Genomic DNA, 24433 nt, shown 5'->3' on the forward strand with positions numbered 1-24433 from the left:
CTACTTGCTGGCGCGGATCGCCTCGAAGACGCTCGGATCGACCAACGTCGAGGTGTCGCCGAGTTCGCGGCCCTCGGCCACGTCACGCAGCAGTCGGCGCATGATCTTGCCGCTGCGGGTCTTCGGCAGCTCCGGCACGACGTGGATCTCGCGGGGCCGGGCGATCGGGGAGATCTCCTTGGCCACCTCGGCACGCAGTTCGTCGACCATGTCCTCGGCGCCGCCGTGGGCGCTGGCCTTGAGGATGACGAACGCGCAGATGGCCTGACCGGTGTGCTCGTCGGTCGCCCCTACTACGGCGGCCTCGGCGACGCCGGAGTGTCCGACGAGTGCCGACTCGACCTCGGCGGTCGAGATGCGGTGCCCGGAGATGTTCATGACGTCGTCGATGCGGCCGAGCACCCAGATCTCGCCGTCCTTGCCGTACCGGGCGCCGTCGCCGGCGAAGTACCAGCCCTGCTCGGCGAACCGCGACCAGTAGGTCTCCTTGAACCGCTCCGGGTCGCCCCAGATGCCGCGCAGCATCGACGGCCACGGCTTGTCGAGCACCAGGTAGCCGTTGGCCTGCTCGCCGTGATCGGTGCCCGGCTCGAGCTGATTGCCGTCGTCGTCGACGATCTTGGCCGAGATGCCCGGCAGCGGCGTCATGGCCGAACCCGGCTTGGCGTGGGTGACGCCGGGCAGCGGCGAGATCATGATGGCGCCGGTCTCGGTCTGCCACCACGTGTCGACGATCGGCGTCGTATCGGCACCGAACACCGTGCGGTACCAGCGCCACGCCTCGGGGTTGATGGGCTCGCCCACCGAGCCCAGCAGGCGCAGGCTCGACAGGTCGTGCTCGGCGGCGATCTGCCTGCCCAGCTTCATGAACGTGCGGACCAGGGTCGGCGCCGTGTAATAGATCGTGACGCCGTACTTCTCGATGACCTCGAAGTGCCGGTGCTCGGTCGGCGACGTCGGCGTGCCCTCGTAGACCACCTGCGTCACGCCGTTCGACAGCGGGCCGTACACGATGTAGGTGTGCCCGGTGACCCAGCCGATGTCGGCTGTGCACCAGTACACGTCGGTCTCGGGCTTGACGTCGAAGACGTTGTAATGGGTGTACGAGGACTGCGTCAGGTAGCCGCCGGTCGTGTGCATGATGCCCTTGGGCTTGCCGGTCGTACCCGAGGTGTACAGCAGGAACAGCGGGTGCTCGGCGTCGAACGCCTCGTACGCGTGGTCGGTCGAGGCGCGATCGACGACCTCGTGCCACCACAGGTCCCGACCGTCGGTCCACTCGACGTCGATCCCGGTGCGGCGCACCACCAGAACGTTCGTGACGGTGGTCTCGCCCTTGACGGCCTCGTCCACGGCTTCCTTGAGCGACGCCGCCTTGCCGCGGCGGTACTGCCCGTCGGTGGTGATGACGACCTTGGCCTCGGCGTCGGAGATGCGCGCCCGCAGCGCAGACGCGGAGTAGCCGGCGAACACCACCGAATGCATGACGCCGAGTCGCGCGCACGCCAGCATCGCGACGATGGCTTCGGGAACCATGGGCATGTAGATCGCGACGCGGTCACCGGCGACCAGGCCGAGATCCGTCAGGGCGTTGGCGGCCTTGCACACCTCGTCCTTGAGTTCGGCGTAGGTGATGGTGCGCTGATCGTCGACCGGTTCACCGACCCAGTGGATGGCGACCCGGTCGCCGTTGCCTGCCTCGACGTGGCGATCGACGCAGTTGTAGGCAACGTTGAGCTTGCCGCCGACGAACCACTTGGCGAACGGTGCCTCCGACCAGTCGAGCACCTCGGTGAACGGTGTCTCCCAGGACAACCGGTTGGCCTGGTCGGCCCAGAAGGCGAGCCGGTCCCGCTCGGCCGCGTCGTACAGCTCACCGGTGGCGTTGGCGTTCGAGGCAAAGTCGGCGGAAGGCGCGTAGGACGACTGGGCCTCGGTGTGCGTGTCGGACATGGATGTGACTGTAGTCACCAGAGGTTGCACTGCGGTTGCTGACTCACATCGTCGGCTGCGGGCGGTGCTGCAGGAGCGACGAGCGAGCGGAGAGCCGGGCTCAACGGTCGTCGCTGCGGCCCGGACACCGTGCGGAGACCGTGTCACGAGGGGGATTACCGTGTGCGGTCGTGGCCGACTTCGATCCCCTTGCCCCGCTCGCGGACCTCCCCGGTGTGGCCGCGGCAGGCGACGAGGCGCGTGAAGCCCTCGGCCGCGCGCACCGTCACAAGTACAACCTGCGGGGCTGGCCCACGGCGGCCGCCGAGGCGTCGGTGCGCGCCGCTCGGGCATCGTCGGTGCTGGACGGCGGCACCCTGGACCTGGCCAACGCGGGGGAGGCCGACCCCATACTTTCCGGCGCGCTGCGGGTCGCCGAGGCTTTGGAAGGCGGTGCGACGGCGCTGGTCGGGGTGTGGCAGCGCGCGCCACTGCAGGCGATCGCGCGGCTACACGCGCTGGCGGCGTCGGATCTCGCCGAGGACGACCGGTTGGGCAGGCCGCGGGCCGACGGTGACGCGGCACGTCGCCTCGAACTGCTCGGCGACATCATGACCAGCGGCACGAAGGTGCCCGCCCACGTCCTGGCGGCGGTCGCACACGGTGAGCTGCTGACGTTGGCGCCGTTCGGCGTGGCCGACGGCGTGGTGGCGCGGGCGGTGTCCCGGCTCATCACCATCAACAGCGGACTGGATCCGCACGGCCTCGGCGTGCCGGAGATGTATTGGATGCGGCAGTCGGGCGATTACAAGGCCTCGGCTCGCGGGTTCGCCGCCGGTACGCCCGATGGGTTGACGGCCTGGCTGATCAATAGTGCGCGCGGTCTGCATGCCGGCGCGCGGGAAGCGTTGAGCATCGCTCAGGCGCTGTCCGAGTGAGCGGCCGGGCGGTCCCAGCAACGTAAAGCGGGCGACGCTCCGATCCACATTCGAGATGTGACTCTGCTCGTCGCCCGCTAGCACGGAACCCGGTTACCAAGCGTGCTTGGTGGGCTGCGTGGGTTGGCCTCGGCGTTCTCGCGATGCGCTACGGCTGTGACTCCACCCAAGAAGTCGTCGTCACCGCTCGCTTTCCTCGATTCCGCAGGCCCGCAACACTTTTGCCATATCGCGGCGTGCTCCGCGTGGGTACCGGGGATCCGTGCTGGGTAACTCGAGTCGGGAGAACGTACCTTCTCTTCCGGTGCGGTCTTGGCCTCGTCGAGCTTCCGTGCTTCCTTTGTACTCCGTGACGGCGGTCACATCAAGGGCCAAAAGCAGCGCGTCGCCGGATCGTTACGGCCGAAGCGCTCAGCTACGTCGTCCGGCGGCTCACAACGCGAATCGGCGCAGCAGCGAGTACGTCAGCGCACCGGCTGCCAACGCGCTGGCGCCGACCGCGACCGAGGTGGCGACGGCGGCGCCCGACGGAGCGGGGATCCGATCGCGCAGGGGAACCGGCCGGTTGAAGGTGCGCGCCGGCCAACCGCGTGCCGCGGCCTCCTTGCGCAGCGCCCGGTCGGGGTTCACCACGGTGGGGTGGCCGACGGCCTCGAGCATCGGCAGATCGGTGATCGAGTCGGAGTAGGCGTAGCAATGCTCGAGCGAATAACCCTCGCGCGCAGCCAGCTCGCGAATGGCGTCGACCTTGCCCTCGCCGTAGCAGTAGAACGCGATCTCGCCGGTGTACTTGCCGTCCTCGACCACCATGCGGGTGGCCATGGCGTGCGTTGCCCCGATGGCGCGCGCGATCGGCGCGACGATCTCCTCGCCGGACGCCGAGACGACGACGACGTCGCGGCCACAGAGCTTGTGGTCGGCGATGAGATTCGCGGCCTCCGCGAAGACCAGCGGATCGACGATGTCGTGCAGCGCCTCGGCGACGATCGACTTCACCTGGTCGACGTTCCACCCGGTGCACATGTTGGTGATGTACGAGCGCATCCGGTCCATCTGCTCGTGATCGGCGCCGGACATCAGGAACAGGAACTGCGCGTAGGCCGACTTGAGCACCGTCTGCCGGTTGATGAGGCCCTGATCGAAGAAGGGTTTGCTGAACGCGAGAGTGCTCGACTTGGCGATCACGGTCTTGTCCAGGTCGAAGAACGCGGCCGTACGCACCGGGTGGTCGGCCTCGGGCGCCGGTGGAACCGTGCGGGCGTCGTCCGAGGCCGAGTCGGAGGCGGTCACGATCTCAGCATAGGTGGCCGGGTGTGACCCGCCCCCGAGCCGCCGGCGGGGTGGCAGAGTCAGCCACCTGCGGGTGGCTGCAACATTCCAGGTCACGACGTGGTTTCGGCAACGGGCAAGTCTTGCGCTGCGACCTGTCGGCGTGTGTATAGTGAACATCACTCGGCTTATGCCGGGTGTGGATCAGCCCGACCCCCCGGGGCTGATACACGACGACCTCCGCCTCCTCCCCCCCTGGCGGGGGTCGTCCCTTTTCTGGGGAAGATTTTGCTGGCACCCCCGCTCGGACGCACTCGCTAGTGCCGCTCCAGAGGTAGCCGGGCAGCCACGTCACCTCATACTCCTTTGAATCACTTCGACGTTCCGGGCAACCAACGCGGAAGTCGCCCGCTCGCCAATCCCTCGAGCCCGGTCAATGTGCGTGTCCGCCGGTGGCCGGCCGGAACAGTTCGGGATCGAACTCGAGATCGGGCATGCCCGGCAGCGCCACGGTGCGCCGTCGGCCGGCGATCATGCCGCGATCGTCCAGCAGATCGGCGTGGCCGGAGGCGATCTCGGCGATGCCGTAGAGCGACTCGCCGCCGAGCGCGAGATATCCGCTGTGGTCATCCCACGGTGTCGACAGTCCGGTGACCTCGGCCTTGATGCGGGTGGCGCCGAAATCGGCCTGGGCCGGGTCGGCTCCTAGGGCGATGCCGACGTCCGTGCCTCGGGTGTCTACGCCGAGGTACGTGACCGGGTCGGTGGACGCCGCACCGACGAAGACCTGGCCCCCGGGTGGAAGGCCGAAGTCGTCTGCGGTGCGCGCGAGGTCGGTGCCCGGCGACCCGATCAGCACGACGTCGTCGGCGCGCATGTCGTAGCCGGCGCATGCGTCGGCCACGGTGGTCGATCCGTAGGAATGACCGACGACGGTGACGTGCGAGTCGCCGCGGTTGGTGACGTCCAGGGCGTTGACGTCGTTGGCGAGCAGGTTGCCGCCGTGGCGGGCCTGAGCCGGTTGCGCGATCTGGGGATCGACCAGGCTGTCCGGTGCGTCGTAGCCCATCCAGGCCACGACCGAGAGTTTGCGGCTCGGATCTGCGGCGAACGTTTCCGCGTAGACGTTCACCGCGTCGTCACCCGACAGCCAGCCGGTGTGCACTCCGTTGCCGACGCCCGGCACCACGACGGTGGTGTTGTCGGCCTCGTCGGGGTTGCCGATCGCCACCGCGACGCGCCCCTCGCCACCGAATGTCTCTGGCTCGTAGACGTATAGGAAGGCCGGAACGCCACCGGTCTTAGCGGAGTTCGCGGCCAGCGCCGACCGCACCCGCAGTGCGTTGTCGTACCGCGTGACGGCCGCCGAGGTCAGGCCGAATCGCTCGGCGTTCGCTCTCAGCTGATCCACGGTGCCGCCCGTGACGGCGGCCCGCCGTTCGACTCGGTCGACGTCCCGGGTCATGACTCGCACGTTGGCGTCGCTGCGCGCAGACACGGGAACGCCGTCGAGGCCGCCGAGCTGATCCGGGTGTTCGGCGACGATCCGAATGCGCTCGGCGGGCGTGAGCGCGTTCCACCAGTCCCTCACTTCGACGGGGTCGCCGTCGACCGGGACGGCCGGTCCGTGCTCCCCGCTGTCCGGAGGGTCGCCGGAGGCGATCGGGATGTCGCCGAACCGCACGCCACTGATGGCGTCGCGAAGGGTCCGGTCGAGGCGGCGGTCGGCTACGTCGAACAACGACAGCAGCTCCGTCAGCTGAGCGGTGTGGTCCGTGGCCAACGCTCGCACGCGCATCGCGTCGACCGGGCTCGTCGCGGCGAAGGTCGCCAGCGCGCTGCCCGGGCGCACCGAGACCGAACCGTCGGGCGCGACGGACCAGCCCTGACCGTCGAGTCGATCGACGGCGTACAGGATGGCGCTGCGCTCGGAGGTCAACGCGTCGGAGCCGGTGCGGAGCGCGGACTGCAATCGGGTCAGCGCGGCAAACACGACCGCCATCCGCTCGGTCGTCGACTCCGCGACACGGGTGGCGGCGTCCGATGCCGGCCCGTGCCACGTTGCGCGCAGCCCGTGCACCGCAGCACGGTGGGAGCACTCCTGCGCCGCCAAGGCGCCGACGGCGTCGGCGACGTCGAGCCCGGCCTGACGGAGTTCTCCGGGTCGGGAGGCGCGGACCGCGCTGATCGTGAGGCTCATGGCGGCGACACTGAATGGCAGTCGGTCATCCGGAGGCGCCGGCCGAGATCCTCGTCGGCTCGTCGATACCGCTCGGCCGCGGCGACGAGGCGCTCCGAGTGGGTCGACAGCTCGTCGGCCAGGGAGCGAGCGACGCCGTCCAGCACGTCGCCCACGAACCGGCAGGCCGATCCGCTCACTAGATCGACCAGGTCCCCCGCTACGCGCGTCATCGACTGCGCGACAGGGAGTTCGGACATGAACCCGGCGACCTCGGAATTCGTGGCGGCAGTGGCACACAGTGCGGATGGGTCGACTTTCGACGACGAAGCCATGGCGGAAACTCTATGGCCGCGCTCGTAGGTGGTGTCGGATTCATCCACAGTCCCGGATTCATCCCCAGATGTCGTTCTGGGTATCGCATTCCGTCGGTCCACCGCAGCAGAGTGGTCGTCGTGAGTTCGAGTGGTGGCATCCTCTGCGTGGTCCTCGATACCGGTCTGCGATCCGACGTCGACCGCATCGCGGCTGCTGTCGGCCTACGGGTGGTGCACGCCGAACAGCCGTCGGGACAGCAGGTTTGGTCGGCCGCATCAGCCGTCGTCGTGGACGCCGAGGCCGCGCGTCGCTGCCTCGATCTCGCACTGGCCCGGCGCGACCACGTGTATTTGGTGAGCCGCCGCGAACTCGACGCTGAGCAATGGCGCGCGGCGATGGCGGTCGGGGTGCGGCGGGTGCTGACGCTGCCGGACGGCGAGGCCGAACTGGTGGCGGAGCTGTCGGATGCGGGGGAGCCGCAGCGCGGCCGTCGCGGCACGGTGATCGCCGTCCTGGGAGGCCGGGGTGGGGCGGGTGCGTCGGTGTTCGCAACGGCGGTCGCGATGGTCGCCACCGAGGCACTCCTGGTCGACGTCGACCCGTGGGGCGGCGGTATCGACCTCGTCGTGGGCAGCGAGTCGTCGGCGGGTCTGCGCTGGCCCGACCTGGCGCTACAGGGCGGTCGGCTGGCCTATGCCGCGTTGCACGATGCGCTTCCCAGCAAGCGCGGGGTCACCGTGCTCTCGGCCGGCCGGACCGCCCACGAGATCGACGCCCGGGCGCTCGCTGCGGTGCTCGACGCAGCGACGCGCGGCGGCGTGGTGACGGTCTGCGACGTCGCCCGGCGCGCCTGTCCTGCTACCGAAGTGGTGCTCGAGGCAGCCGATCTGGTCGTGCTCGTCACGTCTGCGGACGTGCGGTCGTGTGCAGCGACGGCGGCAGTCGGCAGTTGGGTGACGGGGCTCAACCCCAACGTCGGCATCGTGGTGCGTGGGCCGGCGCCCGGCGGACTGCGCGCCACCGACGTCGCGGCTCTGACCGGGCTGCCTCTGCTGGCGGCCATGCGGCCACAACCCCAGCTGTCGAACGTCCTCGAGCACGGTGGGTTGTCCGTGCGGGCCCGGTCGCCGCTCGCAGTAGCGGCGCGCCAGGTGCACCAGGTGCTGGGCGGTCAGTCCGCGGTGGGTGCGGCGTGAGCGCTTCGCGAGTCGAGCGGGTGCGCGAGCGGCTGGCTGGTGAGGCACTCACGCTGCGGCCCAACGTCGTCGCGGCCGCCATCCGCGCCGAGTCGGGCGGCGTGCTCGGCGACACCGAGGTGCTCAACGAGCTGCGCGTCATGCAGACCGAGTTGACCGGTGCGGGCATCTTGGAGCCGCTGCTGTGGGCCGACGGCACCACCGACGTTCTCGTCACCGCGCCGGACGGGGTATGGGTGGACGACGGTTCTGGACTGCGGCCCAGCATGATTCGCTTCGCCGACGAGGCAGCGGTGCGACGGCTCGCGCAACGGCTGGCGTTGGCGGTCGGCCGTCGGCTCGACGATGCGCAGCCCTGGGTCGACGGCCAGCTCACGGGTTTCGGTGCGTTCACGGTCCGGCTGCACGCGGTGCTGCCGCCCATTGCGGAGGCGGGCACCTGCCTGTCGCTGCGGGTGCTTCGGCCCGCCAGCCAAGACCTCGCCGCGCTGGTGCGGTCGGGCGCGATCGCACGGGAGGCGGCGGGACTGCTGGACGAGATCATCGCGGCCCGGCTGGCCTTCTTGGTGGCGGGCGGGACCGGGGCGGGCAAGACGACGCTGCTGTCGGCAGCGCTCGGCGCGGTCGCCGCCGACGAGCGCATCGTGTGCGTCGAGGATGCGTCCGAGTTGGCGCCGCGCCACCCGCATCTGGTCAAGCTCGTCGCCCGCGCCGCCAACGTCGAGGGGATCGGCGAGGTCACCGTGCGCGACCTGGTTCGCCAGGCACTGCGGATGCGACCCGACCGCATCGTCGTCGGCGAGGTGCGCGGTGCCGAGGTCGTCGACCTGCTTGCCGCGCTGAACACCGGCCACGACGGGGGAGCCGGAACGGTCCACGCCAACAACCCGGCCGAGGTGCCCGCGCGGCTCGAGGCGCTCGCCGCCGTCGGCGGACTCGACCGCAGGGCACTGCACAGCCAGCTTGCCGCCGCGGTCCAGGTGCTGTTGCACGTCAGCCGAGACGCAGGCGGGCGACGGCGTCTCACCGAGATCGCCGTGCTCGTGAGGGGATCGGGCGGCGAGGTGTCGACCGAGACGGCCTGGCATGCAGACGGCGGCGCGGGGGCGGGCATGGTGCGGCTGCGCTCGATGCTGGCCGAACGGGGTCGGCGGTGACGGGGTCGACGGTGGCGGTGGCAGCTCTCGCGCTCGCCTCCGCTGTGTTGCTGGCGCCGGCGTCGCCGCGCACCCGGCTGGTCCGGCGCGAGGCCCCACGGCGAAGTCTGGGGCGTGGACCGGTGACGGTGGCGGCGCTGACCGCGCTCGTGGCCCTGGTCGTCGTCGTGCCCATCCCGGTGGTCGCGGCGGCCGCGGTCCTGGCGGCGACGCTCGGCAGGCGCAGGTACGCGTCCCGGCGGGACGGCCTGCGGTCGGAGGAGGCCGGCGTGTTGCAGAGTGGCCTGGCCGTCCTCATCGGCGAACTCCGGGTGGGCGCGCATCCCGTCGCGGCGTTCGAGACCGCCGCCCGCGAGACCCACGGGCCGGTCGCCGCGGCCCTGAGCGACGTCGCCGCGCGGGCGCGCCTCGGTGCGGACGTCGGGTCGGGACTGCTGGCGGTTGCGGATGGTTCGGCGTCGCCGGCGTACTGGGAGCGACTCTCGGCGTGCTGGGGGCTGGCGCAGGCCCACGGTCTGGCCATCGCGACGCTGCTGCGCACTGCGCAGCGCGACATCGTGGAGCGCGAACGGTTCGCGTCCCGGGTGCGGGCGGGCATGGCGGGCGCGCGTGCCACCGCCGCGATACTCGCCGGTCTGCCGATGCTCGGGATCGCCCTCGGTCAGCTCATCGGCGCAGACCCCGTGCGCTTCCTGCTGAGCGACGGCCTGGGCGGGTGGCTGCTGTTGGTTGGCACGGGACTGGTCTGCGCGGGGCTGCTGTGGTCCGACGGCATCGTGAACCGGGTCGTCTCGTGACGTGGGCGGCATTACTACTGGCAACTGCGGTGCTCCTCGGCGGAACGTCGCGCCGACCCGGGACGTCTCGCCGTCGTCCCGTCTCGGGCGCGCGGACGGACGACTCCGACGACCCGCTGGCCATGGCGTCGAGCCTCGACGTCCTCGCGGCGTGTCTGTCGTCCGGGATGACGGTGGCAGGTGCTGCGTCCGCGGCGGCGTGGTCGGCGCCGCAGCCGTTGGCCGAGGTGCTGTCGCGAGCAGCGGATCTGCTTGCGATGGGCGCCGATCCGGCCCGCGCGTGGGCCGACCCGACCAGCGACCACGTGGCGATCGCGGCACTTGTTCGGCTCGCCAGGCGGTCGGCCGCGTCGGGCACCGCCCTCGCCCAGGGCGTCATCGAACTCGCCGAGCAAGCGCGGCACGACGCGGCCGACGCGGCGACGGGCGCATCCGAACGTGCCTCGGTGCTGATCGCCGGTCCGCTCGGACTCTGCTACCTGCCTGCGTTCCTGTGCCTCGGCATCGTGCCGGTGGTGGTCGGGCTCGCGGGCGACGTGCTGACCTCCGGTGTGCTGTGAGATCGCACGACGACGGACTGGCTTGCGGACGGCCCGCGGTCACGATGAAGGAGAGGAAGAACGATCATGGGCAACGCGATTCGATGGTTGAGGACGAGGCTGACGTTGTTGGCGGTCGACGAGACGGGCATGTCGACCGTCGAGTACGCGATCGGTACCATCGCGGCCGCCGCGTTCGGCGCCATCCTCTACTCGGTGGTGACCGGCGACTCGATCGTCAGTGCGCTGACGAACATCATCAGCCGCGCGCTCACGACCAACGTCTGACCCGTGATGCCGGCAGCGTCACCGTGGAGGCGGCCCTGGCGGTCGCGTCGTTGGTGGCGGTGCTGGTGCTGTGCCTGGCGGGTCTCACCGCGGTGGCGACGCACGTGCGCTGCGTGGATGCGGCGCGCGAGGCCGCCCGGCTCGCGGCTCGCGGTGACGACGCGTCGGGGGTGCTCGACCGTGCGGGCCCAACGGGCGCGCGGCTCGAGGTGCGCAACGATGCGGGTCGAGTCGTCGCGCGCGTCACCTCGACGTCGCCGCTGCTGCCGGGGATCGTCATCTCCGCCGAAGCCGTTGCCGCGCTGGAGAACCGATGACCGTGGCTCGGCGACCGTGGTGGCGGCAGCGATGGTCGCGGTACTGGTGGCCGTGGCGCTCGGCGGTGTCGCAGTGGGGTCGGCCGTCTCCGCGCGCCATCGCGCTCAGGCAGCCGCCGACCTCGCCGCTCTGGCGGCCGCAGGCCGGCTCGGGCTCGGACCTGACGCCGCGTGTGCGTGGGCGGAGTCGATCGCCGCCGCGATGCACGGACGCGTGGCCGAGTGCGTGGTGGACGGTCTCGACGTCGTGGTCCGGGTGGACGTCACCGCCCAAGTGGGGCGGTGGGATTTCGGGACGGCGCGAGCAGCGGCCAGAGCGGGGCCCGAGGAATGAGCCGGCCGGGCGGCCCGTCCCGGATGAGTACGGCTCAGGACCGCGCGATCCTGTTGCGCAGCAGGCGAAGCCGCGAGGGGCGGCCCTCGTAGTCGGCACGCTCGGCCTCGGTCGGCTCGCGCAGCGACAGCATCCCCGCGTAGACGCCGTCGCCGAGTTCGACGCGGTTCACCGTCACGTGGATCGGCGTCCAGCCGCCGTCGTTGCCGTGCAGGCGCAGCACCCGCGACGCGGACTGCGATCCGAAGTCCCTCGACCCGAAGTCCGCCGTCATCGCGGCGACGTCGTCGGCGTCGTCGGGATGCACCATCGGCTCGCCGTCGTCGCGGTGCCGCCAGTCGTAGTAGGGGCACGGCTCGTCGAGCCACTTGAGCAACGTCCACGACTTCAGGTCGACCAGCGCCCGGTGCACGCCAGGCTGGGGCTCCTCGTCGATCACGCTGCGCCCGACGTCGGCGGGACTCATCGTGGAGTCGTCGCGGACGCTGCGCCAGTTCATCGCGCGGCAGATCAGCCGGTCGGGGCCACCGTCGCTCTCGGCCATGATCCGTGCGACGAAGCCGACGACGATCGGGTTGCCCGCGTGGTCGGTGAGGTCCCACGAACTGCAGTAGACCTTGCCCGGCTCGGGCTCGATGGCCGCCGAGAGCACGTGCGCTTCCCGTTCGTTGAAGTCACGGGTCGGCAAGTCTTCGGCAAAGGCCCGGCCGTGGGTCGTCTCGACCGAAGGGTCGCGGCCGCTGTTGGCGAGTGATTCCGTCGTGTCGGTGGCAACGCCGTCGGTGAGGTCCCACTTCAGCGGCCCCGGGAGCGGCCGTGCCGGCGGATCGACGCTCGGGGGCCCGACCCACAGGTGCACGCCGTGAATGGTGCCGTCGGTCATCTGCACCACCTCGGTGCGCACCACCCGGTCGTTCTTCGGCGTGATGCTGCTCAAGCCCTGACCTGCACGAACGGTCTCGGCGATCGCCGTCTGGATCGTCATCGAGTTCGGGTCGCGACGCAGGAAGGCGCTCACCGGCACCAGGTTCAAGGTGTGGTTGCCCTGTGCGACCACCACCGGTTCGGTGCCGAGAGTCTCCACCAGGAGCCAGTCGGGGGTCATGGGCGAATTCTAACGGCGCGAACTTTTCGGACCGGGCGGATCGACCGATGCGAATTTCGTACCGGTTCCCCGTTCTGCCTGGTCCAACCGTCGGTCGATGGGCCGAAACGGCTTGCCCTTGCTCCAGCTGAGGGGTACTTTCCGACTACGCCCTGCTGGCCGTGGCGAACGACGGATCACGTTGTGGCGTCCGTTGTCCCTTGGCTCGGCCCGGGGCGAACCGGCATCCGTGGCCGACGACCATCGAGGGGTGGGTCGTCGCCACGGCCGGGTTCACGTACGCCGGCGACCGAGTTCGCGAAGGACCAGCCGCAGCACCGTCACCGCGCCCGCCTTGTCCAGGGGATCGTTGCCGTTGCCGCACTTGGGCGACTGCACGCAGGACGGACATCCGTTCGGGCACTCGCAGGCCTCGATCGCGTCGGCCGTCGCCGACCACCAGGTGACGATCTGACGGAATCCTCGGTCGGCGAAACCCGCCCCGCCCGGATACCCGTCGTAGACGAAGATCGTCGGCAGCCCGTCCTCCGGACCCACCGCCGTCGACACGCCGCCGATGTCGCCGCGGTCGCAGCTGGCCACCAGCGGCAGCAGGCCGATCGACGCATGCTCGGCGGCGTGCAGCGACCCGGGGAACCGCAGCGGATCGATCCCGCTGCGCTGCAGGGCTTCCGGCGTGATCGTGCACATGACGGCCATCGTGTCGAGCGTGTGCGTGGGCATGTCGAGTTCGACGCAGTCGATCACCTCGCCGTTGAGTCTGCGCCGCAGATAGCTCGTCACGGTGTGCGACACCGACACGGGAACCAGCCCGATGGTGACGTCGCCGTGGCTGCTGCGTTCGCCGGGGCCCGTGACGACGATGTCGGTGACTTCCCGTGCGGACGTGTTGTATCCGGGATCCTCCGGGTGGACGAATGCGATGCCGTCCTCGAAGTCGAGCGAGTCAACCAGGTAGGTCTCGCCGCGGTGCAGGTACACCGCGCCCGGGTGCACGGTCGAGGGGGCCTGTCCGGCACCGGTGGTGCCGAGCATGCGGCCGGTCTCGGCCTCGAGGATCGCGATCTGCCCGCCGGAGGAGCCGCGGATGTCCACTGCGGCATGGGGATCGACGCCGGGGCTGGGGAAGTAGCCGCTGGGGCGCTTGCGCAACAGGCCGTCGTCGACCAGTGCCGCCGCGACCTCCTCGGCGTTCCACGTCCGGACCTCCGCCTCGGTGAGGGGGAGTTCGGTCGCGGCGCACAGCAGCTGCGGGCCGAGTACGTACGGATTGGCCGGATCGATCACGACGCGTTCGATCGGCTTGTCCAACAACGCCGCCGGGTGGTGGACCAGGTAGGTGTCGAGCGGGTCGTCGCGGGCGATCATCACGATCAAGGCGCTCTGACCACGTCGGCCCGCCCGCCCGGCCTGCTGCCAGAACGACGCCACGGTGCCCGGGAAGCCTGCCAGCACCACGGCATCGAGGCCCGCGATGTCGACGCCCAGTTCGAGTGCGTTGGTGGTGGCCAGCCCGCGCAGCGTGCCGTCGGCGAGGGCGGTCTCCAGTGCGCGGCGCTCCTCGGATAGGTAGCCCGCCCGGTACGACGTCACCTGATCGGTCAGATCGGGTGCCACCGACTCGAGCCGGGCGCGGGCTCCGAGCGCCGTGAGTTCTGCTCCGCGGCGCGACCTCACGAACGTCAGCGTGCGCGCGCCCTCGACCACGAGATCGGCCATCACGCGGGCGGCTTCGGCGCCCGCGGTCCGCCGGACCGGCGCCCCGTTCTCGCCGACCAGGTCCGTCCGCAGCGCGGGTTCCCACAGTGCGACCGTTCGTCCGCCGTGCGGGGAGCCGTCTTCGGTGACCTCGGCGACGGTGTGGCCCAGCAGTTCCGACGCCGTCTCCGCGGGTTGTGCGGTGGTGGCGCTGGCGAAGATCACCGTGGGCTCGGATCCGTCGGCCGAGTACCTGGCGCACAGCCTGATCAGACGGCGCAGCACCATCGCAACGTTGGAGCCGAAGATTCCGCGGTAGTAATGACATTCGTCGACGACGATGAATCGTAGGTTGCGCAGGAAGACTGCCCAGCGGGCGTGGTTGCGCAGCATCGAGAAGTGGATCATGTCCGGGTTGGAGAACAACCAGCGCGACCGTTCCCTGGCGAACTGCCGGGCGTCGGTGGTGCTGTCGCCGTCGTACGGGCACGGTGCCACGCTCGACAGTCTCTCGACGGCGTCGGTCAGCGACTGCGCCGCGCGCAGTTGGTCGTGGCCGAGCGCCTTCGTCGGGGACAGGTAGAGCGCGCGGGCCCGGGGATCGTCCGCGAGGGCCGTGAGGATCGGAAGCTGGTAGGCCAGTGACTTACCCGACGCCGTGCCGGTGCTCAGCACGACGTGGCGCCCTGAGTGCGCGAGGTCGGCTGCGGTCACCTGATGGGTCCACGGTTCGGTGATGCCGCGCGCGATGAATGCGTCGACGACGTCGCGCGGCGCCCAGTGCGGCCACGGCCGCCTGCGGGCGCTGCGCGCGGCCAGATCGGCGACGTGGCGCAGCGGGTGTTCGTCGGCTTCGCCGCCCGCGACGGCGCAGTCGAGAAGCTCTCGACCGAAGTCCGGCGCCAGACCCGACACGGGTTGCCTCCTTACGTTATTGGGGTGGTCCCCGTGCGGTTCGCGAACGGTCCGATCGCGGTGCGTTCAGGCCCTTCCCGGCACCCCCTGACAATTGTTCCCCACCTACTGATCGGGAACCTGTCGCGTGGGCGTTCTACGTGATTGACTTATGGCGGTCGCAGCTTCTGTGTTCGTGTGTCAGCACTCGCAGGAACGTCGTTGCGGTCGCGGTCCCTGCGAGGGTCGAAGCCGGATCGTTCCGACGACTCACGCGTTGGTATGGCGGTCGGAACGGGCCCGGCCCACCGAAGCACGGTGGACCGCACCCGCTGTAGTAGAAGGAAAGAAGCACCAAATGCCACAGGGAACTGTCAAGTGGTTCAACCCGGAGAAGGGTTACGGATTCATTGAACAGGAGGACGGTGGCGGCGACGTCTTCGTTCACTACAAGCAGATCCAGTCCAACGGATTCCGCACCCTCGAAGAGAACCAGAAGGTCGAGTTCGAGATCGAGGACAGCCCCAAGGGCCCGCAAGCGCTCAGCGTTCGCACCGTCTGAGCGACGCCGGCTGACAGAGAACCCCCGCAGCTCTCGTCCGGGACTGCGGGGGTTTCCCTATCTGTCATCGGCCCGGTGAGGCGTGACCGGGCGCTCGCTGGCCTAGGGTCGGGATCGTGACGAGCGCCTTCGCGAGGAACCGACGCTGATGAGTCAGCTGTCCTTCTTCTCGGCTGAGTCGGTGCCGCCTGCGGTCTCCGATCTGACGGGGATCCTCGCCGCGCCGGGCCAGGCGGTGCTGGTGACTGAGGGTGGGCAGCGGGCAGCGCGACTCTCGGTGGTCGTGGATCGGCTGTGGCGGGCCGAGGCGCTCGCCGACATGATCAACGAGGCGGGTCTCACCGCCGAGATCGCCCGCACCGACGAGGACAGTCCGCTGGTGCGCACGGCCGTGGACGAGCGCCTGACGCCGATCGCGGCCGCGTGGACGCGCGGCGCGGTGAAGACGGTGCCGCCACAGTGGCTGCCCGGGCCGCGGGAACTTCGGGCGTGGACGCTGGCGGCCGGCTACCCGGAGGCCGACCGATACCTGCTCGGCCTCGACCCGCACGCACCCGATACGCATTCCGCACTCGCATCGGCCATGATGCGGATCGGCATCGCTCCGACCCTGATCGGTACCAGGGGGTCCCGTCCGGCACTGCGCATCAGTGGTCGCCGAAGGCTATTACGCCTGGTAGAGAACGTGGGGGAACCTCCGGGGGACACCGAGGCGTTCTCCATGTGGCCACGTACTTGACGTCTGTCTCGAAGCGAGCCGGTTTGCGTACGCTGCCGCGTAATGCGAAATTGTCAGTTGCCGATGGCCCAGGGTGGGTATCTACTACCTGATCCGGACACCCATCGCGACTCAAGAGTGGAGCGTGTACGAGGTTGGCTGACCAGGATGGTGGCAGCGGCAACGGGAGGGTGCGGCGACTCGTCATAGTCGAGTCGCCGACCAAGGCGCGCAAAATCGCGGGCTACCTCGGCTCCAACTACATCGTCGAATCGTCGCGTGGACACATCCGCGACCTGCCTCGAGCAGCCGCCGACGTCCCCGTGAAGTACAAGTCGGAACCGTGGGCGCGCCTCGGCGTGAACGTGGACGCCGACTTCGAACCCCTCTACATCGTCAGCCCGGAGAAGAAGAGCACCGTCACCGAACTGAAGGCGCTGCTCAAGGACGTCGACGAGCTGTATCTCGCGACGGACGGTGACCGCGAGGGTGAGGCCATCGCCTGGCACCTACTCGAGACGCTGAAGCCGCGCGTCCCGGTCAAGCGGATGGTCTTCCACGAGATCACCGAGCCTGCGATCCGCGCAGCCGCCGAGAACCCCCGCGACCTGGACATCGACCTGGTCGACGCCCAGGAGACGCGACGCATCCTCGACCGCCTCTACGGCTACGAGGTCAGCCCCGTGCTGTGGAAGAAGGTGGCCCCGAAGCTGTCGGCGGGACGCGTGCAGTCGGTGGCGACGCGCATCATCGTGTCGCGCGAGCGGGAGCGCATGGCGTTCCGCAGCGCCGGCTACTGGGACGTCACCGCCGAACTCGACGCGAGCGTCTCCGATCCCGAGGCCTCGCCGCCGAAGTTCACGGCGAAGCTCAACACCGTCGACGGCCGCCGGGTCGCCAGCGGTCGGGACTTCGACTCGCTCGGCGGGGTCAAGAAGCCCAACGAGGTGCTGGTTCTCGACCAGGCCGCGGCGACCGGTCTGGCCACCGGCCTGCGCGGGGCGCAGCTCGAGGTGTCCTCGGTCGAGCAGAAGCCGTACACCCGCCGGCCGTACCCGCCGTTCATGACGTCGACGCTGCAGCAGGAGGCCGGCCGCAAGCTGCGCTTCTCCTCCGAGCGCACGATGAGCATCGCGCAGCGGCTGTACGAGAACGGCTACATCACCTACATGCGCACCGACTCGACGACGCTGTCCGAGTCGGCCATCAACGCCGCGCGCAACCAGGCCCGTCAGCTCTATGGCGAGGAGTACGTCCACCCGACGGCGCGCCAGTACACCCGCAAGGTGAAGAACGCGCAGGAGGCCCACGAGGCCATCCGCCCAGCCGGCGACGTGTTCCAGACGCCGGGCCAGCTACACGCGCAGCTCGACACCGACGAGTTCCGGCTCTACGAGCTGATCTGGCAGCGCACCGTGGCCTCGCAGATGGCCGACGCGCGTGGCACGACGCTGTCGCTGCGCATCTCCGGCACGGCGAGTTCGGGCGAGCAGGTCGTCTTCAACGCCAGCGGCCGCACCATCACGTTCCCCGGCTTCCTCAAGGCCTACGTCGAGACCGTCGACGAGCAGGCAGGCGGTGAGGCCGACGACGCCGAGAGCAGGCTACCCAACCTCACCCAGGGCCAGCGCGTCGACGCCGCCGACCTGACCGCCGACGGCCACACCACCAGCCCGCCCGCCCGCTACACCGAGGCCTCGCTGATCAAGGCGCTGGAAGAACTCGGCATCGGTCGCCCGTCGACGTACTCCTCGATCATCAAGACGATCCAGGACCGCGGGTACGTCCACAAGAAGGGCAGCGCGCTGGTGCCGTCCTGGGTGGCGTTCGCCGTCATCGGGCTGCTCGAACAGCACTTCGGCCGTCTCGTCGACTACGACTTCACCGCCGCGATGGAGGACGAACTCGACCAGATCGCGTCGGGCACCGAGCAGCGGACCAACTGGCTCAACAACTTCTACTTCGGTGGCGAGCACGGCGCCGACGGCTCGATTGCCCGTTCGGGTGGTCTGAAGAAGCTCGTCGGCGGCAACCTCGAGGACATCGACGCCCGAGAAGTCAACTCCATCAAGCTCTTCGACGACGACGAGGGGCGCGCGGTCAACGTTCGCGTGGGCCGCAATGGGCCGTACCTCGAGCGCATGATCGTCGGCGAGGACGGCGAACCGACACCGCAGCGCGCCAACCTCAAGGACGAATTGACCCCCGACGAGCTGACCCTCGAGCTGGCCGAGAAGCTGTTCTCGACGCCGCAGGAGGGCCGTTCGCTCGGCGTAGATCCGGAGTCCGGGCACGAAATCGTCGCCAAGGACGGCAGATTCGGGCCGTACGTGACCGAGATCCTGCCGCCTCCGCCGGAGGAGCCAGACGACGGTGCGCCGGCGAAGAAGGGCAAGAAGCCCGTCGGTCCCAAGCCTCGCACCGGTTCGCTGCTGCGCTCGATGGACATCGAGACCGTCACGCTGGAGGACGCGCTCAAGCTGCTCTCCCTGCCGCGCGTGGTCGGCGTCGACCCGGCGACCAACGAGGAGATCACCGCGCAGAACGGCCGCTACGGCCCGTACTTGAAGCGCGGCACCGACTCTCGCTCACTCGTGAACGAAGAGCAGATGTTCACCATCACGCTCGACGAGGCGCTCAAGATCTACGCCGAGCCCAAGCGGCGCGGCAGGCAGGGGGCGGCGACGCCGCCGCTGCGTGAGCTGGGCAAGGACCCGGTGTCCGAGCAGCCGATGGTGATCAAGGACGGCCGGTTCGGTCCGTACGTCACCGACGGCGAGACGAATGCGAGCCTGCGCAAGGGCGACGACGTCATGTCGATCACCGATGCGCGAGCCTCGGAGCTGCTGGCCGATCGTCGTGCCCGCGGTCCGGTGAAGAAGAAAGCCGCCGCGAAGAAGGCACCGGCCAAGAAGGCCGTCAAGAAGACCGCTGCGAAGAAGGCCCCGGCAAAGAAGGCCGTCAAGAAGGCTTAGTTCTGGGCGTCGGACGGCACGCGGGTGCGTGCCTGATCCGGTGAGACCAGCCGCACGGGGCGGGCCAGCTGCGTGGGCGCCACCCGACCGCGTAGTTCAACGATCTCGGCGACGTCCCAGCACAGCGCCTCTGCGTCGAGGGCGCCGCTGACGGCAATGGCCGACGCGAGCACGTGGCCTTCCTCCAGTTTGGCCAGCTCGGTGAGGCGGGCGGCCTCGTTGACCGGGTCGCCGATCACCGTGTACTCGAAGCGGGCCTGAGCGCCGATGTGACCGGCGATGGCACGGCCGGAGGACACGCCGATGCCGAACTCGGTCTGGCCCAGCACCTCGATGAGGTCGTCGTGCAGTTCGCGCGACGCCGCCAGCGCCGCGCCGCAGGCGTCTGGGTGCTCGATCGGCGCACCGAAGATGGCCAGCGCCGCGTCGCCCTGGAACTTGTTGACGAACCCGCCGTGCCGGTTGACCGAGTCGACCACGACGCGGAAGAACTCGTTGAGCAGGCTGACCACCTCGGCGGCCGGAATCGTCGACGCCAGATGCGTGGAACCGACGAGGTCGACGAACAGCACGGCGACGTCGCGTTCCTGGCCGCCGAGTTCGGTGCCGCGCTCCAAGGCGCGCCGGGCGACGTCCTCACCGACGTAGCGGCCGAACAGGTCGCGCAGGCGTTGTCGCTCGGCGAGATCGCGCACCATGTCGTTGAAGCCCGCCTGCAGCAGGCCCAGCTCGCTGGCGTCGTAGATCTGCATGTGCGCGTTGTAATTGCCGCGCTGCACCTCGCTCAGCGCCCAGCGCAGCTGACGCAGCGGGTCGGCGATCGACATCGCGACCAGCACGGTGCCGGTCAGGCCGATCACCAGCGCGGAGATGGCCAGCAGCAGGATCGGCGTGTTCAGCCGCTCGGCGGGAGCGGTGAGGATCTCGAACCTGCTGGCGACCAGGGCCAGCACGATGGCGAGGATCGGCACCGCCGTGGAGAGCACCCAGGTGAGCACCTGACGCAGGATGACGCCGGGGGCGCGGAAGTTCATGGGCGCGCCGCCGCGCAGCGCAGCCACGGCGACGGGCCGCAGCACGCGTTCGGCCTGCAGGTAGCCGATGATCGCGGTCGCAGTGGCGCCCAGCAGTGAGGCGACGGCAACGACCGGGGCGGATTGGCTGGCCACCGGCCAGCTCGCGACGATGAAGACGATCGAGCCGAGGAACCAGTTCGAGACGCTGATCACCGAGCGGTAGTAGGGCATCCGCAGGGCGCGTACGCGGGCAATCTCGGTGATCGTGGGGTCGGTGCTGGCGAGCAGGGTGTCGCGGCGCTGCCAGCGGATCACCGGCAGCAGCATCCGCAGCGTCAGGTAGGCGCCGACGGTGAACGAGACGAACAGGTAGCCGAGGAAGACCGCGAGGTTGAACGTGGGCAGGTCCTGCAACTGGATGCGATCGTCCGGCGGCAGGCCGAAGCGCAGGAAGCCCAACACCAGCAACGCGCCGATGATGTCGGCCTGAAGCATCCCCAGCGTGAACACCGGCCAGGGCGTACGCGCCACCCACCGGACGAATGCGTTGATTCGCCCAATCGGTGTCGCCGCCGTCGTCACCCGACAACCGTAACGTTCCGGGCTGACCGATACCGCCGCTGTCGCTCAGGTACGTGTCGTAGTCGGCAGTAGGGTTGGACCCGATGAGCGGTGTTTTCTCGCGTTTGGTGGGCCAGGACGTCGTCGAGGCGGAACTGGTGAGCGCGGCCGTCGCCGCCCGTGGTGATTCCACTCACAGCGGGGCGGCCGATGCGGTCGGCGGCCGGATGACCCATGCGTGGCTGATCACCGGCCCGCCGGGGTCGGGTCGGTCGATCGCTGCCCTGTGCTTTGCCGCGGCCCTGCAGTGCACGTCCGAGGGCGTCCCTGGGTGCGGCGAGTGCCGGGCGTGCACGACGACGATGGCGGGGACGCACGGCGACGTGCGGCGGATCATCCCCGAGGGGCTCTCGATCAGCGTCAAGGAGATGCGCGCGATCGTGCAGATCGCGTCGCGCCGGCCCGCCACGGGGCGTTGGCAGATCGTGGTCGTCGAGGATGCCGACCGACTCACCGAGGGCGCAGCGAACGCGCTGCTCAAGGTCGTGGAGGAGCCGCCGCCGTCCACGGTGTTCCTGCTGTGCGCGCCCTCGGTGGATCCCGAGGACATCGCGATCACGCTGCGGTCGAGGTGCAGGCACGTGGCGCTGGTGACCCCGCGGCTCGACGCGATCGCCCAGGTGCTGCGGGACACCGATGGGCTGCCCGAGTCGGATGCCCGGTGGGCGGCTTCGGTCAGCGGTGGGCACGTGGGCCGTGCACGCAGGCTGGCCACCGACGGCGAGGCCCGGCAGCGTCGTGAGCGGGCGCTGGGGCTGGCTCGGGACGCGGCCACGCCATCGCGGGCGTACGCAGCTGCGGAGGAACTGGTGGCGACCGCCGAAGCCGAGGCCAAGGCCCTGACCGTGGACCGCAACGAGGTCGAGACCGAAGAGTTGCGCACCGCTCTGGGAGCGGGTGGCACGGGCAAGGGCGCCGGGGGAGCGATGCGCGGCTCCGTCGGCGCGCTCAACGACCTGGAGAAGCGGCAGAAGTCCCGGCAGACGCGCGCGTCGCGAGATGCGCTCGATCGTGCGCTGATCGATCTGGCGACCTACTTCCGCGACGCGCTCGTCGTGTCCTGCGGGGCAGGGTCGGTGCAGCCGAATCACCCCGACATGGCCGACAAGGTGGCCGCGATGGCGTCGCACGTACCGCCCGACCGGTTGCTGCGCTGCATCGAGGCGGTGTTGGAGTGTCGCGAGGCGCTGGCGATCAACGTCAAGCCCAAGTTCGCGGTCGATGCGATGGTCGCGACCGTGGGGCAGGCGCTGCGCGGCTGACTGCTGCGGACGGGGCCGGCGAATTGGGTCGGCGGCGGGGCCTGCCGTAGACTCTGCTGCGCCCGCTGCTCCGGCTCCTGCGTTCGCGCAAGTGCTCGAAGGCGGGCACGCCGCCTTAGCTCAGTCGGTAGAGCGTCTCACTCGTAATGAGAAGGTCGGGGGTTCGATTCCCCCAGGCGGCTCACCGTCTGATCCCGCCGTCACGTCGACGGGTAGACCCCGTCGAGGAAGTCCGCGACGAGCGGCAGCACCTCGCCGAGATGGGTTTCCAACAGCCAGTGCCCGCCGCCGAGAAGGTGGATGGGGGCGTCGGGCAGGTCGCGGCGGTAAGCCATCGCGGACTTTTCGGGCATGTAGCCGTCGTGCGGCCCCCAGACGATCAGCGTCTTCGGCTGGTGCTCCCGCAGGTACGCCTGTTCGTCGGGGAACCACCCCACGGTGTTGGGCTGGTCCTCGAGCAGGCGGATCAGGTTGGCGATTCGCTGCGGGGTGTTCATCAGGGACCAGTGCAGTTGGGCGAGGTCTGGGCTGATGCGGGCTGCGACGTCGTCGGGCAGCTCGCCCTGAAACTCCCTGACGAATCCTTCGAGGGTGACGTGGTCGGCGATGCGTCGGCGTGCCTGGGGTCCGGGGTCATTCCAGGACTTCTCGAGGAAGTCGTACTTCGGTCCGAAGGCGTCTTCGTAGATGTCGCCGTTCTGGATGATCAGCCCGGCTACCCGCTCGGCTGCGCTCAGGGCGAGCTGGAACCCGAACTGCGAGCCGTAGTCGTGCAGCCAGATGACGTAGCGGCTGAGATTCAGCGTGTCGACGAACCGCCGGAGGAAGTGCGCGTACGCCGCGAAGGTGTACTCGAAGTCGTCCGCCGAAGGCGTTGCGCTGTAGCCGAACCCGGGCAGGTCCGGCGCGATGAGCCGCCACCGGTCGCCGAGCCCGGCCATGAGATTGCGGTAGACGAACGACGAGGCCGGATAGCCGTGGGGCAATAGGACGACCGGTGCGTTCGGCGGCCCGGCCTCGCGGTAGAAGACGTCGATGCCGTCGACGGTGATCCGGCGGTGGACGATGGGTGCGGACGCGGACTCCACGATCATGGGTCTTTCCAACGTCGCAGCGGCTAAACGTCTTCCGCGAGTGCCTTCTCTGCGACGTTCCTGGCGGTGCTGGCAGCGGGGAAGCCGGCGTAGCCGCTCGCGTGGTAAACGACCTCGGCCAATTCCTCGTCGGAAAGACCGTTGTTGCGGGCGATCTGGAAGTGCGCGTGCAGTTCGTCGGTGGCGCGCAGGGCGATGAGGATGCCGAGCGTGACGAGGCTGCGGTCGCGACGGCTGATGCCGTCGCGAGTCCAGAGCTTGCCGAAGATGCCCTCGACGCCGATGTCCATCAACTCCGGCGCGAAGCCCCCGCCGAAGTCGACGTCGGCATCGTCGTCGGGGATGACACCGGGCAGCAGTTCGCGAAAGACCCGAAGACCGTCGGCGCGTGGGTTTGTCATGGGGTTGAGCTTGGCACGAGGGCTATTGCGATGGCGGCGCTGGCCAACCGGGAGATGGTGCAGAGGTGGGAAAGTCCTCGCGCGGGTGATCGCCTTGAGAAAGGAAGGCGCGCCGTTCGGGCGAATCCGGCGCGGCGCGCACGCAGGCGTTGAGATCAGCGTCGTAGGTCGGCCACACCGATGTCAATCCTGGCCCTGGCATGAACAGCGAGTCCTGGTAGCCCTCGATCGACCATCCGCCGAAGACATTTTCGCTAGGTGCTGCTTCTGGCCCTTTCTGGGCTGACTGTGGCTGTCCCTGGTCAGCCGGAGCCACCAGCAACACACGGTTGACCTCGATCCCCCGAGGTTCGGCCGACCGCAAACTGGCGACACTCGAGTACGAGCCGTCATCGTTCTTCAAGGCCACGGTGTAGTTGTATCTGCAGACGGTCGCGGTGATGTTTCGACCCTCTTCTCGAATTGACATGAGCCGGAACGTCTCATTGCCGAAGAATGGTGACTGCACCTGGTTGCTGGCTTCGGGCCTGCGGAAGTTGGCACCGAACGGCGGGCCCTCCGCGTTGGGAGGGGTGGCTTCGAGGAATCCTGGATACCCGTAGTCCAGGCTGCCTTGGCGCTGCGCGAGCCAGCGCGACTCGATATACGCGCGGACCGGAACTGCTACGCCTGTCGTCAGATCGAGGTCGGAAGTGCCGGTCCATTGCACGCGTAGTTCCGAACGAGGTCCGCCCCAGCGGTCTGGTTGAGCGTCCGGGCGTGAGTCGCAAGCTCCTACGGAGACAGCGATGACGAAGAGCAGAGCCCAGCTGCGCCCGACAGA

General features: G+C 69.4%; 22 protein-coding genes and 1 tRNA gene. 13 read left to right on the top strand and 10 right to left on the bottom strand.

Features of this window, described 5'->3' with window-relative positions; genetic code table 11:
• Complete coding sequence (acs, locus tag LOK44_RS05720; protein ID WP_237569069.1) at nucleotides 1-1953, bottom strand: acetate--CoA ligase; 1953 nt, start codon at nucleotides 1951-1953, stop codon at nucleotides 1-3.
• 170 nt (nucleotides 1954-2123) lie between these two features.
• On the opposite strand from acs, the gene LOK44_RS05725 reads away from it, so the two are divergent.
• On the top strand, nucleotides 2124-2870 hold the full coding sequence (locus LOK44_RS05725; RefSeq protein WP_237569070.1) for a Fic family protein: 747 nt from the start codon (nucleotides 2124-2126) through the stop codon (nucleotides 2868-2870).
• 432 nt (nucleotides 2871-3302) lie between these two features.
• Here the strand turns inward: LOK44_RS05725 and LOK44_RS05730 are convergent, their stop codons facing one another.
• The 3 genes from LOK44_RS05730 to LOK44_RS05740 all read right to left on the bottom strand — a co-directional run bounded on the left by LOK44_RS05730 (nucleotide 3303) and on the right by LOK44_RS05740 (nucleotide 6653).
• Nucleotides 3303-4160: an HAD-IB family hydrolase gene (locus LOK44_RS05730; RefSeq protein WP_237569071.1), complete on the bottom strand. Its 858-nt coding sequence runs from the start codon at nucleotides 4158-4160 to the stop codon at nucleotides 3303-3305.
• A 412-nt stretch (nucleotides 4161-4572) separates the two neighbouring features.
• Nucleotides 4573-6339: an alpha/beta hydrolase gene (locus LOK44_RS05735; RefSeq protein WP_237569072.1), complete on the bottom strand. Its 1767-nt coding sequence runs from the start codon at nucleotides 6337-6339 to the stop codon at nucleotides 4573-4575.
• On the bottom strand, nucleotides 6336-6653 hold the full coding sequence (locus LOK44_RS05740; protein WP_237569073.1) for a DUF6317 family protein: 318 nt from the start codon (nucleotides 6651-6653) through the stop codon (nucleotides 6336-6338). Before LOK44_RS05740 ends, LOK44_RS05735 begins: the two co-directional genes overlap by 4 nt.
• A gap of 120 nt (nucleotides 6654-6773) precedes the next feature.
• On the opposite strand from LOK44_RS05740, the gene ssd reads away from it, so the two are divergent.
• From ssd to LOK44_RS05775, 7 genes are all read left to right on the top strand, one after another.
• A complete protein-coding gene (gene ssd / locus LOK44_RS05745) occupies nucleotides 6774-7832 on the top strand; it encodes a septum site-determining protein Ssd (RefSeq protein ID WP_308192715.1) in 1059 nt (352 codons plus the stop codon).
• Nucleotides 7829-8989 carry a TadA family conjugal transfer-associated ATPase gene (locus LOK44_RS05750; RefSeq protein ID WP_237569074.1) on the top strand — a complete coding sequence of 387 codons (1161 nt, stop codon included), beginning with the start codon at nucleotides 7829-7831 and terminating at the stop codon, nucleotides 8987-8989. The genes ssd and LOK44_RS05750 overlap by 4 nt, the downstream gene beginning before the upstream one ends.
• The gene (locus LOK44_RS05755) at nucleotides 8986-9786 is read left to right on the top strand and encodes a type II secretion system F family protein (protein ID WP_237569075.1); all 801 of its coding nucleotides are present in this window, start codon (nucleotides 8986-8988) and stop codon (nucleotides 9784-9786) included. Before LOK44_RS05750 ends, LOK44_RS05755 begins: the two co-directional genes overlap by 4 nt.
• Entirely contained in the window at nucleotides 9783-10346 is a 564-nt protein-coding gene (locus LOK44_RS05760) for a type II secretion system F family protein (RefSeq protein WP_237569076.1), read from the top strand. The genes LOK44_RS05755 and LOK44_RS05760 overlap by 4 nt, the downstream gene beginning before the upstream one ends.
• Before the next feature lie 66 nt (nucleotides 10347-10412).
• On the top strand, nucleotides 10413-10613 hold the full coding sequence (locus tag LOK44_RS05765) for a DUF4244 domain-containing protein (RefSeq protein ID WP_237569077.1): 201 nt from the start codon (nucleotides 10413-10415) through the stop codon (nucleotides 10611-10613).
• 23 nt (nucleotides 10614-10636) lie between these two features.
• Nucleotides 10637-10930, top strand: a complete 294-nt coding sequence (locus LOK44_RS05770; protein WP_237569078.1) for a TadE family type IV pilus minor pilin — start codon at nucleotides 10637-10639, stop codon at nucleotides 10928-10930.
• Nucleotides 10908-11264: an Rv3654c family TadE-like protein gene (locus tag LOK44_RS05775; protein ID WP_283817748.1), complete on the top strand. Its 357-nt coding sequence runs from the start codon at nucleotides 10908-10910 to the stop codon at nucleotides 11262-11264. The genes LOK44_RS05770 and LOK44_RS05775 overlap by 23 nt, the downstream gene beginning before the upstream one ends.
• Nucleotides 11265-11298: 34 nt before the next feature.
• Here the strand turns inward: LOK44_RS05775 and LOK44_RS05780 are convergent, their stop codons facing one another.
• Together LOK44_RS05780 and sftH are read right to left on the bottom strand one after the other, a co-directional pair.
• Entirely contained in the window at nucleotides 11299-12369 is a 1071-nt protein-coding gene (locus LOK44_RS05780; protein WP_237569080.1) for a PAS domain-containing protein, read from the bottom strand.
• A 273-nt stretch (nucleotides 12370-12642) separates the two neighbouring features.
• Complete coding sequence (gene sftH / locus LOK44_RS05785) at nucleotides 12643-14982, bottom strand: DNA 3'-5' helicase SftH (RefSeq protein ID WP_237569081.1); 2340 nt, start codon at nucleotides 14980-14982, stop codon at nucleotides 12643-12645.
• A 337-nt stretch (nucleotides 14983-15319) separates the two neighbouring features.
• Between sftH and LOK44_RS05790 the strand changes: the two genes are divergently transcribed.
• From LOK44_RS05790 to topA, 3 genes are all read left to right on the top strand, one after another.
• Nucleotides 15320-15523: a cold-shock protein gene (locus LOK44_RS05790; RefSeq protein WP_163921351.1), complete on the top strand. Its 204-nt coding sequence runs from the start codon at nucleotides 15320-15322 to the stop codon at nucleotides 15521-15523.
• 148 nt (nucleotides 15524-15671) lie between these two features.
• On the top strand, nucleotides 15672-16262 hold the full coding sequence (locus tag LOK44_RS05795) for a hypothetical protein (RefSeq protein ID WP_237569082.1): 591 nt from the start codon (nucleotides 15672-15674) through the stop codon (nucleotides 16260-16262).
• A 134-nt stretch (nucleotides 16263-16396) separates the two neighbouring features.
• A complete protein-coding gene (topA, locus tag LOK44_RS05800) occupies nucleotides 16397-19216 on the top strand; it encodes a type I DNA topoisomerase (protein ID WP_237569083.1) in 2820 nt (939 codons plus the stop codon).
• Here topA and LOK44_RS05805 read toward each other — a convergent pair.
• Nucleotides 19213-20814 (bottom strand): adenylate/guanylate cyclase domain-containing protein, encoded by a 1602-nt coding sequence (locus tag LOK44_RS05805; RefSeq protein WP_237569084.1) that lies wholly within the window; start codon nucleotides 20812-20814, stop codon nucleotides 19213-19215. The two genes, topA and LOK44_RS05805, sit on opposite strands and share 4 nt — an antisense overlap.
• A gap of 83 nt (nucleotides 20815-20897) precedes the next feature.
• On the opposite strand from LOK44_RS05805, the gene LOK44_RS05810 reads away from it, so the two are divergent.
• Entirely contained in the window at nucleotides 20898-22115 is a 1218-nt protein-coding gene (locus LOK44_RS05810; protein ID WP_237569085.1) for a DNA polymerase III subunit delta', read from the top strand.
• 109 nt (nucleotides 22116-22224) lie between these two features.
• Nucleotides 22225-22297: transfer RNA gene (locus tag LOK44_RS05815), tRNA-Thr, on the top strand.
• An 18-nt stretch (nucleotides 22298-22315) separates the two neighbouring features.
• Here the strand turns inward: LOK44_RS05815 and LOK44_RS05820 are convergent.
• The 3 genes from LOK44_RS05820 to LOK44_RS05830 are packed head-to-tail and all read right to left on the bottom strand — an operon-like array spanning nucleotide 22316 to nucleotide 24319.
• Nucleotides 22316-23209: an alpha/beta fold hydrolase gene (locus LOK44_RS05820; RefSeq protein WP_237569086.1), complete on the bottom strand. Its 894-nt coding sequence runs from the start codon at nucleotides 23207-23209 to the stop codon at nucleotides 22316-22318.
• A gap of 23 nt (nucleotides 23210-23232) precedes the next feature.
• Nucleotides 23233-23610: a carboxymuconolactone decarboxylase family protein gene (locus LOK44_RS05825; RefSeq protein WP_237569087.1), complete on the bottom strand. Its 378-nt coding sequence runs from the start codon at nucleotides 23608-23610 to the stop codon at nucleotides 23233-23235.
• Between the two features lie 22 nt (nucleotides 23611-23632).
• Nucleotides 23633-24319 (bottom strand): hypothetical protein, encoded by a 687-nt coding sequence (locus tag LOK44_RS05830; RefSeq protein WP_237569088.1) that lies wholly within the window; start codon nucleotides 24317-24319, stop codon nucleotides 23633-23635.
• Nucleotides 24320-24433 lie beyond the last annotated feature (114 nt).

The sequence above is a fragment of the Mycolicibacterium lacusdiani genome (assembly GCF_021916785.1).
In the GTDB taxonomy this organism is placed as follows: domain Bacteria; phylum Actinomycetota; class Actinomycetes; order Mycobacteriales; family Mycobacteriaceae; genus Mycobacterium; species Mycobacterium lacusdiani.